General features: G+C 55.2%; 13 protein-coding genes. 3 read left to right on the forward strand and 10 right to left on the reverse strand.

Annotated features, from left to right (window positions below; genetic code table 11):
* Positions 1-9: 9 nt before the first annotated feature.
* From C7476_RS27445 to C7476_RS27475, 7 genes are all read right to left on the reverse strand, one after another.
* On the reverse strand, positions 10-780 hold the full coding sequence (locus C7476_RS27445) for an exodeoxyribonuclease III (RefSeq protein ID WP_181872645.1): 771 nt from the start codon (positions 778-780) through the stop codon (positions 10-12).
* Between the two features lie 112 nt (positions 781-892).
* Complete coding sequence (locus C7476_RS27450; RefSeq protein ID WP_114433084.1) at positions 893-1,861, reverse strand: aliphatic sulfonate ABC transporter substrate-binding protein; 969 nt, start codon at positions 1,859-1,861, stop codon at positions 893-895.
* A gap of 131 nt (positions 1,862-1,992) precedes the next feature.
* On the reverse strand, positions 1,993-2,919 hold the full coding sequence (locus C7476_RS27455) for a cytochrome c (RefSeq protein ID WP_114433085.1): 927 nt from the start codon (positions 2,917-2,919) through the stop codon (positions 1,993-1,995).
* 8 nt (positions 2,920-2,927) lie between these two features.
* The gene (locus C7476_RS27460; RefSeq protein ID WP_114433086.1) at positions 2,928-3,374 is read right to left on the reverse strand and encodes a c-type cytochrome; all 447 of its coding nucleotides are present in this window, start codon (positions 3,372-3,374) and stop codon (positions 2,928-2,930) included.
* Between the two features lie 312 nt (positions 3,375-3,686).
* Entirely contained in the window at positions 3,687-4,040 is a 354-nt protein-coding gene (locus C7476_RS27465; protein ID WP_114433087.1) for a hypothetical protein, read from the reverse strand.
* A 238-nt stretch (positions 4,041-4,278) separates the two neighbouring features.
* The gene (locus C7476_RS27995) at positions 4,279-4,479 is read right to left on the reverse strand and encodes a hypothetical protein (protein WP_147274760.1); all 201 of its coding nucleotides are present in this window, start codon (positions 4,477-4,479) and stop codon (positions 4,279-4,281) included.
* 305 nt (positions 4,480-4,784) lie between these two features.
* Positions 4,785-5,063, reverse strand: a complete 279-nt coding sequence (locus C7476_RS27475) for a hypothetical protein (protein WP_114433089.1) — start codon at positions 5,061-5,063, stop codon at positions 4,785-4,787.
* A 514-nt stretch (positions 5,064-5,577) separates the two neighbouring features.
* Here C7476_RS27475 and C7476_RS27480 point away from each other — a divergent pair.
* On the forward strand, positions 5,578-6,222 hold the full coding sequence (locus tag C7476_RS27480; protein WP_114433090.1) for a response regulator: 645 nt from the start codon (positions 5,578-5,580) through the stop codon (positions 6,220-6,222).
* On the opposite strand, the gene C7476_RS27485 is transcribed toward C7476_RS27480, so the two are convergent.
* Positions 6,219-6,920 carry a sulfotransferase-like domain-containing protein gene (locus C7476_RS27485; RefSeq protein ID WP_281032749.1) on the reverse strand — a complete coding sequence of 234 codons (702 nt, stop codon included), beginning with the start codon at positions 6,918-6,920 and terminating at the stop codon, positions 6,219-6,221. The two genes, C7476_RS27480 and C7476_RS27485, sit on opposite strands and share 4 nt — an antisense overlap.
* Before the next feature lie 348 nt (positions 6,921-7,268).
* Between C7476_RS27485 and C7476_RS27490 the strand changes: the two genes are divergently transcribed.
* Both C7476_RS27490 and C7476_RS27495 read left to right on the forward strand, forming a co-directional pair.
* The gene (locus C7476_RS27490; RefSeq protein ID WP_114433092.1) at positions 7,269-7,775 is read left to right on the forward strand and encodes a hypothetical protein; all 507 of its coding nucleotides are present in this window, start codon (positions 7,269-7,271) and stop codon (positions 7,773-7,775) included.
* Positions 7,775-9,013, forward strand: coding sequence for an ATP-binding protein (locus C7476_RS27495; protein ID WP_181872646.1), 1,239 nt, complete (start codon positions 7,775-7,777; stop codon positions 9,011-9,013). The genes C7476_RS27490 and C7476_RS27495 overlap by 1 nt, the downstream gene beginning before the upstream one ends.
* A 235-nt stretch (positions 9,014-9,248) precedes the next feature.
* Here C7476_RS27495 and C7476_RS27500 read toward each other — a convergent pair whose 3' ends face one another.
* Together C7476_RS27500 and C7476_RS27505 are read right to left on the reverse strand one after the other, a co-directional pair.
* On the reverse strand, positions 9,249-9,848 hold the full coding sequence (locus C7476_RS27500; RefSeq protein ID WP_114433094.1) for a superoxide dismutase: 600 nt from the start codon (positions 9,846-9,848) through the stop codon (positions 9,249-9,251).
* 166 nt (positions 9,849-10,014) lie between these two features.
* Positions 10,015-10,893: a branched-chain amino acid aminotransferase gene (locus C7476_RS27505; RefSeq protein ID WP_114433095.1), complete on the reverse strand. Its 879-nt coding sequence runs from the start codon at positions 10,891-10,893 to the stop codon at positions 10,015-10,017.
* Positions 10,894-11,021: the final 128 nt, after the last annotated feature.

The raw sequence follows: 11,021 nt of genomic DNA on the forward strand, positions 1-11,021 counted from the left end.
GATCGGCGGTCAGTCGAGAACGATCCAGGCGGGAGCATGGTCGCTTGCGTGGTCCCAGCCTCTGACGTGACGATCGACATCGGCGCTGCTCAATCGATCGGCGATCGATGGACTGAGCAGGAAGTGGTCGAGGCGCAGGCCGGCATTGCGGCCCCAGGCGTTTCTGAAATAGTCCCAGAACGTGTAGATCTTCTCGTCGGGATGCAGGTGGCGAATGGCATCGGTCCACCCTTGCGCAACAAGTGTCGCGAAGGCCTGCCTGACCTCGGGGCGGAAAAGCGCGTCGTCGATCCAGCGCTCCGGCTTGTAGACATCCAGATCGGTCGGCATGACGTTGTAGTCGCCGGCAAGCACAACGGGCGCGCCTGTCGCAAGCAGTTCCTGAGCGCGTTGCGAAAGGCGGTCGTACCAGCGCAGCTTGTAATCGAATTTCGGGCCCGGCGCCGGATTTCCGTTCGGAACATACATGCATCCGATCAGGACACCATTCACGGCCGCTTCAATGTAGCGGCTATGGCTATCGTCCGGATCCCCGGGGAGGTCGCGTGTGGTCTCGATAGGCTCAGTGCCCCTGGCAAGAATGGCAACGCCGTTCCAGCTCTTCTGTCCGTGCCAGATTGCGTCATATCCCGCGGCGTTTATCGCGCGCTCCGGAAATTTCTTCTGAGGCGCCTTGAGCTCCTGCAAGCACACGACGTCCGGCTGGGCTTCCGCAAGCCATCGCAAGAGCAAGGCGAGCCGGCCGTTGATGCCGTTTACGTTGAATGTGGCGATCTTCATCTGAGCCGGGAGCGCGTTTCTGATAGTGCATCGTGTCGTTGCCGCCATCATGAGATAAAGCCGGGCGCAATGGAAGCTGCGCCCGGCTGGTTATTTCAAATCAGGAAACTCCTCATGCCTGCTTGGCCCGCCATACGATATCGCTGACATTGAGCTTCTTCGGCACGATCTTGAGGTCGAAGAACTCATCGGCCAACGCCTGCTGATAGGCAATGGCTTCCGGCGTAACACCCGCCACCTTGCCAAGATCCGCTCCCTCGCGCGTCAGGACAACCTTCTGGATATCCTCCGGCACGCCGGTTATCTTCGCAAGGATCCGGACTGTTTCGTCGAGATTGTCTTGCGCTGACCGGCCGACAAGCGCCAGTTCATCGAGGACATCCGCCAGAACATCGCCATGCGCAGCGGCAAACTCGCCATTGCTGAGGAAGAACGACCAGGACTCGACGATGCCTTTCCCGGTTGCCAGCACCCGCGCTTCCGGGCGTTTCTCGGCTACGGCAAAATAGGGATCCCAGATTGTCCAGGCGTCGATCTGCCCTGCAGTGAAGGCGGCGGCCGCATCGGGAGGGGAAAGGTCGGATGCAACGATGTCAGTCACGGCCAGCCCGGCCGTCCGCAAAGCCTTGACCGTGAAATTGTGGGCGCTCGAACCACGTTTGAAGGCGACGCGCTTGCCCTTGAGATCGGCTATGGACTGCAATGGCGAATCCTTGTGGACGAGAATAGCCGAACCCGCCGGTGGGCCCCGATAGGTTCCGGCATAGACCAGATTTCCGCCCGCCGCCTGCGCGAAAAGCGGCGGCACATCACCTGTCGGACCGAAATCGATAGCCCCGGCGCCGAGTGCCTCGAGGAGCGGGGGCCCGGAAGAGAATTCCGACCAGCTGACACTGATGCCGCGTTGTTCAAAACGCTTTTCGAGTGCACCATTGCCCTTGGCCAGCGCCAGGACACCATTTTTCTGCCAGCCGATGCGGAGTGTCTTTGGCGGTTCCGAAGCTCCATGCGCTGCGAAGGGCAGCGTGGTTGCAGCGGCGGCAGCACCGAGCAAAGCGAGAGTCTGTCTGCGATTGATCATGCGAGGCATCCTTTCCATAAGTTGGTCTTGCCGGAAAGGATGGCGCAAAGGATCGACGTCAGCGACGTCAGAACGTGCGAACAATCGCGGGGATGGGGAAAATCATGCCTGTTTTGGCGTAGGCGGCGAAATCACTTCGCCGCCGGAAAGCCGTTCGGATGCACGGGCACAGCCTTGAGATAGGCGGCGATCGCGTCACGATCCGCAGGCTCGAGATGGGCCATATTGAGGACCACATCCGTCATCGAGCCGCCGAGCGAGTCGAAATCCGGCGTGAAGCCGCTCTCCAGCGCATAGGAAATGTCCTTTTCGGACCAGGAATCGATGCCACCTTCGCCGCCGGTGATGTTCGGGATGACGCCCTTGCCCTCCGGCGCCTTGGCGCCCGCCAGCCACTGCGTGTTGTCCGGCCCGCCAATGACATCGCGGGGGGTATGGCATTCGCCGCAATGGCCCGGGCCTTCCACCAGATATTGACCGCGCTTGATCACATCGGTGGCATTGGCCAGCGTGAGGACCGGCTGCGGCGAAAGAAAAAGCCGCTTCCACAGGCCAATGCCGCGCCGGATGTTGAAGGGGAAACCGAGCTTGTGCGGCCCGGCAACATTGTCGGACGGGGGCAAGGTCTTCAGGAAAGCGTAGAGATCGGCGATGTCCTGCACCTGCATGCGCGCATAGGACGTATAGGGGAAGGCCGGATAAAAATGCCTGCCATCCGGCGAGACGCCTTCCATCATCGCATTGGCGAGATTGGCGAAGGACCAGTCGCCGATGCCTTGCTTCGATGGGGAAATGTTTGGCGTCACGAAGGTGCCGAATGGCGTGACGAGGTTGACACCGCCCGCCAGCACCAGCCGTGCATCGCCTTTGGCACCCGGGGCTGCATGGCAGGAGGCACAGCCTCCTTGCCAGAAGATGCTCATGCCGCGTTGCGGATCACCCGGAGCTGCCGCGGCAAGCTTTGCCGGATCGACATGGGAGGGCGCAGAGAGCAGCCAGAACCCGGCCCCGCCAATCAGCGCCAGAATGATGATGAGCAATGCGAGCTTGCGCATCATCCTTTAACCTAGTCTTTCTTGATGCGGAACGCCTTGTGGCAGGAAGCGCAATTTTCAGCTACCTGGTTGAAGACGACCTTGAAGCTATCGAGGTCCGTCGGGTTGGCTTCGGCTGCCGCGGCCGCGTCTTTCTGGTATTTCGCTACGGCGGCGACAAAGCCGGCATTGTCTTCCCAGATCTTCGGCGAAACGGTGGTCTTGCCCTGGTCCGAACCTGCCGGGAACAGCGTCGCCACATCGATCTTCTGCGCATCCTCGTTCAGGTGTACCAGCGCGGCCTTTACCGCATCGGCGTCGAACGGCTTTTCGCCTTTGATGATCGGTGTGATGCTGCCGACAGTCTTGCCCTGATCCTTCATGAGCGCCTGGCGGTCAGCGAGCGCATCGGCGTTTGCCGGTGCGACAAGTGCGATGGCAAGCAAAGGCGCCACAGCAAGCAAAATCAGTCTGTTCATGGGGTGTCTCCGACTCTTGTGGCTAAAGTATTGTGGCTTCAAGGGCTTCCGGTGGGCACTCTAGATTATACATTGCGAAAAGCACGGGGCAATTGCGATCACATTTTCGTTTGTCAGCAAGTTAGGGCCTGTTGGTATTCACGCTCTGACGGCCTGCAAATGGCGTTTTTCTGCGCTCCGGTGCTCACGCACCTTAAAGTACGCTGCGCTCCGGTGCTCGAAACCCACCATTTTCGTCACAGTCAGAGCGAGAATCTCAACAGCCCCTAAAGCAAAAAGCCCCGGCGTTTGACGCCGGGGCTGGTCATGATGTCAGAACTGTAGATAGATACCGCTTCTGCGATACCGGTAAGGGTCATCCCAGGTACGATAGTATGGGCGATCCCGGTAGTAGGGGCGGCGGTAATACCGGTCACCATAGTACCTGCGATCCCAACGGCGATGATGCCTGCGTTCCCAACCGTAGTGCCTGCGGTCCCAGCGGCGATGATGCCGGCGCTCCCACCGATCACGATGGCGGACGGTTTCGACATTTGGGTTCGGGGCAGCCTTCGAGATCTCGACTGGCTGCTGAACCGTCATAGGCGCGGCGCTGGCCGTTTCGACTGGTACAAGTGTCCCCATCGACACCAGAACCGCGCTTAGAGCTGAAATCAACTTTCTCATTGTACCTCCAGTGAAAGCCCGGCGTCGGCCGAAGGCTTTCAACGCTTAAACGTCCCTGAGATATTAGACATAAGTCCAATTCTCTGAACCTTGGATGAATAACGGTCAGCAATGGGGCGGGGATCAAAAAGGGGCGATCACTTTTGAGAACTGGTTGTCCCAATGCGTGAAAGCGCGGGGCAGAAGGATGCCGGTCATCATTCAAGTGATAACCGGCACATGTGTTTTATGTTCTGTCCTATACGTGCTTGTAGACACGCTTTCCGTGGTGCTTGTGCCATGCATGATGCTTCGGGTGATGCACGACATGATGATGATGGTGGACGCGGTGGTGCCTGTGATGAATCGGTTCAGCAGCGCTTGCACTCGTGGCAAGTACCGGTGCGGAGACGGCGAGCGCTATGGCAAGGCCGAGAGCTGAGTAAAGAGACGTTTTCATATCCTTGGGTTTCCTTTGGTGGGTAACAGAAGAGGAGGACTGCAACGCGCAGGTGTAGAATCGGTCCACCTGCCTCTTTATCCAATGCGGATGTTTCAGCGCTATTTCCCGCCTGTGGTGTTTCGTTTCTGAAACGTTTCTCAAATGGGGCAGGGGAAAAAACGATCCAATGTCGGTCATTGTCTCCGACGCCGAAATGGATTGGTCACGCGTTTTTCGAAGCGATGAACGCAAAGCGGCCCCGCCAATGACGGGGCCACTTGCTGCAACAAGCGACAATTGCCGCCTGGATAGTCATGGGAGAACTAGCGCCCACCCGCCTCGCTTGTCGCATGGTCCTGCGTAAAGGTCTGGCGTAGATGCACGACCTTGGCGGCAGCATTCTCAATATATTCTGTGGGGCAGCGCAGTATTTCATCCCTGATGCGTCGTTCGACTTCCCTGGCGGTAACGAGACGTTTCTCGATCAGCTCGCAATCGACGCCTGCTGCCTTGAGTTTGGTGCATGAAAGAACAAGCCGCGCGACTTCAGCCCGAGCCTGTTCATGATAATCAATGGCGATCATCAATAGAATCTTTTCCATCCTGGCCTCCGTGGAGTTGTCGTTAGTGGCAGGGGGCGTCGATGCTCGCGGCGCTTGAAAAATGGGGTTTGCTTTCATCCCGGCGTCTTGACGCGAATCGCTGGCGGGCGAAAGTGACAGCGCTGTCCCCATGGCCAGGAGACAAATCAGGACAGTGAATTGAATTCACACTGTTGAATAATAGATCGATTCCCATATGAATGGTTCCAATAAAATTAACGAAATAAACTCTGTGCGACGCTTTCGCGTCCAAATATACCTTGATGTGCTCCGGTTATCGGGCTTTTACACTTTGATATTACAGTAGTGATAGTTTTAAATAGTGTGTTTCATATCGAGTCGTCAGGATGAATGCCCTGCTACGTGATGGTTAACAATAAGTCAATCGCAATCGGTACCCTTTCGCACGACATGTCTCGCGACGAAAGTGACGGCGCTGTCCCTATTTGCACGAAGCCGAATCGGGCTATAAAAAGTACTTTGAATTAACGCACTTATTTTGAAAGTTTTTTTTTTGACAACAAAGCATTCGTTACAAGACGTATTGATCGTCGAAGACCAGCATTTGATGCGCCTCGCACTTGTGCATGAATTGCAAGCAGCGATTCCTGCCTGTGTCGTCCACGCCGCCGCAACGATCGCCACAGCGCTGGAGCTGATCGAGGCCAATCAGTTTGCACTTATTCTCATTGATCCCGGGCTGCCAGGTTACGATCCGCAGTCCGGGATGGACCGTCTGAAGACCATAAGCACTATTGTTGAGCGGACGCCTGCTGCCATACACATCGTTATAACCGGTGCCGAGAGTGCACAGGAGTGGGAAGAGGTCCGGACTATCGGCGTAGCTGGCTACATTGCCAAAAACAGCCTCAAGCCCGGCACCATGACAGCGATTCTGCAGACGATAGCAGATCATGGATGTTGCGTTGGCTTGATGCACGAAACCAGCATGTCACCGGAAGTCTACCACACGGTGCTCTCTCCGAGGGAACAGGAACTTGTCCAGTGGATGATGCAAAGGCCGGCAAATATCAGCCGCAAGGCGATCTACGATCAGCTTGGCGAGCATCTCAATATCGACGCGGCCTCTGCGGAGCGATACTACAAGCGAGCCAAGGCCAAGCTCCTCAAGCTGGGACAACTACCGGATTCGATTTAGCCACCTCCGTGAACCGCGAAGCTACGCAAGTAATTGTAGATCGGTAAGCAGCGCTCGATGGTCTGACGAACACCTAAGGGATAGCGATCCAGATCGATTTGTTCGGCATTCGGTATGAAACCCGTGCTGTTACCCGCGGCCTGATGCCATTCCTCACGTCCGGTCCAATCCTTTCGACCGCCTGTCTGCCAGTTCAACGCGTGAAGCATCGGGTCGAGGCCAAGCGCTTCGAAATAGGCAGTGACGACTGTTCGCGGGTCTTGCCTGAGAGCTTCGCCATCCATGACGACGGGAACCCGCCCAGTCTTTGTTCTGATCTTTTCGAAAAGCTCCAGCTGACTGTAAAACCCGGCGTCTTTCTCCGTGTAGTCGTTCAGCATCGTATATAGTGAAGGGATCGAAAGTCGCGGGTCCCTTATCAGAAACGTATTCTCGCCCTGGTCAAAAAGCTCGTCGCCAACATAGCCGGTGACATGATGGGCCATTTCTTTGATGAATACTTTCTTGATGGTACTCTGGCATACTAAGAATGCAGTTATCGAAGAGAATTCTGTGTGAGATCTGGATTGCTTCCCAGTCTCCTTCAAATAGGCATTGAAATATGGTTCGCCTTTAACCAGGAAATCACCTCGCTGTTCCATCATTTTTTCGAACGCTGTCGATAGCGATCTTGGTACGCACCATAAATTCAATATCATTGCAAACTTACATAAATATAAATTGCGTTATATATAGAGAACTTAAATAGGTATAGGCTTGTATTCCTAGGCTTTTTAAGCAGCTCGTTGAAGGGTTAACGGGGCTATTTTCTCATTGAATGAATTTCTCAATTGTGCATAAATCTTGATGGATGAGGGTGCAATTTATAAACCCGCGATATTGGGTCCAAATAATTATAATACCAAAACAAATATTCTTATAACCAACAATTTAAGAGTTGTACTGTTATGCTATTTTTTTTGCAATCTATTCGCACGAGTATTTTTCGACAAAATAACTTGCCCTTCCGATGGTCCAGGAATTCTGTTGCCATCTGGCCCATACTCGTGGTGTCCCTTTTTAGTGCTGCTGCCAAGGCTCAGGCGCCGGATCCCGAAACTCTGACAATCGGGCGGGGAACTGGCACGACAGAGTTGGTCTATACGATCGATCAGTTGCGAGACGAATTCACCTTGCATGAACGAGTTACTGCAACGCCTTGGAGTGGACAGAAGGTCATCAGTTTCCGTGGTCCTATGCTCAAAGATATCCTGGCCAAGAACAATATTTCCGGTGCAAATGAATTTGAGGTGCAAGCCTACAATGATTTTCTTGCTCGGGTGACCGCTGTCGAGATCGATGCCTATGCGCCCATTCTTGCTCTCGAACAGCAATGTGTGGATGCTGATAGAGTAAGCGGGCTTTGTTCGGCGGACCAAACTTACCGGCCGCTGTCCGTAGAGGACGGAGGGCCCCTTTATCTGATTTGGCCCCTCAAGGATTTGCCCCCTTCCTATGTGATCGGGCGTAAGTCGATATGGGTCTGGTTTGTCGTGGCGATACGACCCGCATAATGAAGCTTTGGTTTCGCGCACTATTGCCGTTGATGCTCTACGCTGGACTGATTCTGTCGCTTGCCTTGAGCTTATGGTCGTTGGTCCGAACCGAAACTTATAGGCAAAAGTCGGAACTTGTTACGAGTCAGGCATTGGAAATCCGCTCGCGCATCTGGCAATCCCGGGAACATATAGCGCGGATCGCAGGTGCTCTGGAACTTGCACGGCAAACCGGAGAAAACGTACCTCAACTTGCGATGTCCGTCCGCCTGTTGCGGTTCAATCTTTCATTGCTATCGCATCTGGACTATGTCGAGTCGTTTCTTGGAACGGGCAACCAGATGGCGCTCGACGGCGTAATCTACGGGATAGATAATTTGCTTCTGCCCGTGGCCGCTGGCAGCGGGGATTTTGGGAAGGCGCTTCAATCCGTCGCCTCCGCCGAACGCTATCTCGTGCGCTTGTCCAGTACGACGGTAAATTCAAGCCAAGGACTAGCTCTCGAAGCACAGATCGCGAACGACGCGGCCATTAATCGACTACGCCTGTTCGCGGCTTTCTCGGCATTGCTGCTGAGTGTTATCGCCATACATCAGTACAACAAAGCGTCGCGCGAGAAGGACCAGCACATAAAATCCTTCTCGCTGCTTTTCGCCCATATGACACGCACGCGCATCGCCGCCTTGCGTCTCTTTCTCGGCTATCTGAACAGTCCCGTACCCCCACCGCCAGAGATGAGGGACGCGGCCATGCGAACAATCGTCGAGCTGGATTCGATCAATGAAGGGTTGATGATCATCGGCCATGCAAGACACCAGTCGAAACGCGCTTCGCTTGAGGCGATCATTGGCGATATTGTCAAAAATTGTGAACATCCGTTGCAAGTGGATACGGAAGAGGCGCACGGGGTTCAGGTGCCTGCTTCGCAATTCCATCTGCTGATCGATGAACTCGTGCGCAATGCGATCAACGCTGTTGCAGGGCGAACGGATCCTGTCATTTCGATCAAGGGCATTGTGCAAGAACGCTTTCTGCGACGTTCGCAACTTTACCTGACCGTCAGCGACAATGGTTCGGGGATGAGCCAAGAGCTCCTAGCCAAGGTAAAAGAGCCATTCTTCTCAACCAAGGCGGGCAGCCATGTCGGTCTCGGCCTCACCAACTGCGTTGAACTCATGAAGACAATGGCAGGAAGCCTCGAAATAAGTTCGACGCCCGGCAAGGGAACCTCGGTTAAAATCCGCTATTCACTTTGAGAGCCTGACCAAAATTCGCCAAGGCGGGCTGCGGACGGCGCTTTCCTGCGCTCAGATGCTCACGTACCACAGCGCGTCATCGAATGCAGATTTTGCCGATTGTCTGATTGAGTGTGGCTGCGACAAATGCGAATCTATACGGCAACCTTCGATGGAAAAGCGGCAACGACGGCCCGCATGCGAATAATTGATGAACCCAAAAAAAAGCCCCGCCGAAGCGGGGCCCTTACGTGATTTACTTGGCCTTGCCGTAGAGTTCTTCGACGTATTCCCAGTTGATCAGATTGTCGACGAACGCTTCCAGGTATTTCGGGCGGGCATTGCGATAATCGATGTAATAGGAATGTTCCCAGACGTCCACGCCGAGGATTGGCGTTGCGCCATGAACCAGCGGGTTCTCGCCGTTCGGTGTCTTGGAGATTTCGAGCTTGCCGTTCTTGACGGAGAGCCAGGCCCAGCCGGAGCCGAACTGCGTGGTGCCGGCGGCGATGAAATCGGTGCGGAACTTGTCATAGCCGCCGAGATCGGATTCGACAGCATTTTCGAGTGCGCCCGGAAGCTTTTTGCCGCCGCCGCCCTTCTTCAGCCAATGCCAGAAATGCAGATGGTTGTAATGCTGGCCGGCATTGTTGAAGAGTCCGGCATTCTTGCCGTAGGACTGCTTGACGATCTCTTCGAGCGAAAGATTCTCAAGACCGGCTTCGGCAGCCAGTTTGTTGCCGTTGTCAACGTAAGCCTTGTGGTGCTTGTCGTGGTGATATTCGAGCGTTTCGCGCGACATATAGGGTGCGAGCGCATCGTAATCATACGGCAGTGCGGGCAATTCGAAAGCCATGGAAGTCTCCTCTTCGATTCAATTGTGACCGGATTGGCTGCCCGGGAGGGGCCCCGGAATGGGATGGTCGCCAATCCTGACAAAACCTGCGTTCGTTACATAGGTCCGTATTTCTTCAGGAGCAATGCGAAACGGATCAATATTTCCGATCTGACCGGTTCGAGGGTTAAATTTTCGGCGTGGAGTGTGCGTACTCCCAATAAAGCTCCCGGGCTTTTTTTGCGATCGGACCCGGCTGAAGATCGCGGTCTTCGATACGGATAACGGGAACGACCTTCGAATGGTTCCCGGTCGAGAAAATCTCGTCGGCATTGAGGAAATCCTGCACGCTCAATGTCGTTTGCGTGGTGCGGAAACCATAATCGGCAAGCACATCGATCGTGCGCGAACGGGTGATGCCGGAGAGGAATGTACCGTTTGGCGCCGGCGTGAAAATATGCCCGTCCTTGACCATGAAAATGTTGGACGTGCCGGTCTCGGCGACATTGCCGAGCATATCCAGCACCAATGCGTTATCGAAACCGCGCGAACGGGCCTCAAGGATCGCCCTTGCATTGTTCGGGTAAAGACAGCCCGCCTTGGCGTTGGTCGGCATCGTCTCGAATGTCGGGCGACGGAATGGCGAGACGCTGAGCGAAAAGCCGCTGGGCTCGATCATCGGCGCTTCATAGAGGCAAAGGCAAAACCGGGTGGAATCCGGATCGGCGGGGACGCCCATATAACCGCCATGCTCGCCCCAGTACATCGGCCGGATATAGACGGCGGTGTTGCCGTCGAATTTCTTCAGGCCATCCTTGGCGAGGCCGATGATTTCCTCGGTGCTCATGGTCGGCATCAACCCCAAGGCGATTGCCGACGTGTTGACCCGGGCTGCGTGCTTGTCGAGATCGGGCGAAACGCCTTCGAACCAGCGACCGCCATCGAAGACTGTCGAGGCCAGCCACATCGCATGGCTTCGCGGACCGATCAGAGGCACATTTCCTTCGTACCAGTCGCCATCGACGTAGGTCCATGTCACTGTTTGGGCTTGAGTATTGACCGCCATGATACTGATTCCATTTCTGCCTGTCTTTGTTCCTATCAAAGACCATTAGGCGGCAACGTCAATGGAAAACAAAGCCGGCAGGGAACCCGCCGGCTATTGGCGATGCAACGCTTGTTACCCACCGTTCT

It is taken from the genome of Phyllobacterium bourgognense, from assembly GCF_003337575.1.
Lineage (GTDB): Bacteria > Pseudomonadota > Alphaproteobacteria > Rhizobiales > Rhizobiaceae > Phyllobacterium > Phyllobacterium bourgognense.

Bases quoted from the DNA above. Each gene is read 5' to 3' on its own strand.
- C7476_RS27455 (WP_114433085.1), bottom strand. From the start codon at position 2,919: ATGATGCGCAAGCTCGCATTGCTCATCATCATTCTGGCGCTGATTGGC.
- C7476_RS27460 (WP_114433086.1), bottom strand. From the start codon at position 3,374: ATGAACAGACTGATTTTGCTTGCTGTGGCGCCTTTGCTTGCCATCGCA.
- C7476_RS27995 (WP_147274760.1), bottom strand. From the start codon at position 4,479: ATGAAAACGTCTCTTTACTCAGCTCTCGGCCTTGCCATAGCGCTCGCC.
- C7476_RS27445 (WP_181872645.1), bottom strand. From the start codon at position 780: ATGAAGATCGCCACATTCAACGTAAACGGCATCAACGGCCGGCTCGCC.
- C7476_RS27465 (WP_114433087.1), bottom strand. From the start codon at position 4,040: ATGAGAAAGTTGATTTCAGCTCTAAGCGCGGTTCTGGTGTCGATGGGG.
- C7476_RS27495 (WP_181872646.1), top strand. From the start codon at position 7,775: ATGAAGCTTTGGTTTCGCGCACTATTGCCGTTGATGCTCTACGCTGGA.
- C7476_RS27500 (WP_114433094.1), bottom strand. From the start codon at position 9,848: ATGGCTTTCGAATTGCCCGCACTGCCGTATGATTACGATGCGCTCGCA.
- C7476_RS27450 (WP_114433084.1), bottom strand. From the start codon at position 1,861: ATGATCAATCGCAGACAGACTCTCGCTTTGCTCGGTGCTGCCGCCGCT.
- C7476_RS27475 (WP_114433089.1), bottom strand. From the start codon at position 5,063: ATGGAAAAGATTCTATTGATGATCGCCATTGATTATCATGAACAGGCT.
- C7476_RS27485 (WP_281032749.1), bottom strand. From the start codon at position 6,920: ATGATATTGAATTTATGGTGCGTACCAAGATCGCTATCGACAGCGTTC.
- C7476_RS27505 (WP_114433095.1), bottom strand. From the start codon at position 10,893: ATGGCGGTCAATACTCAAGCCCAAACAGTGACATGGACCTACGTCGAT.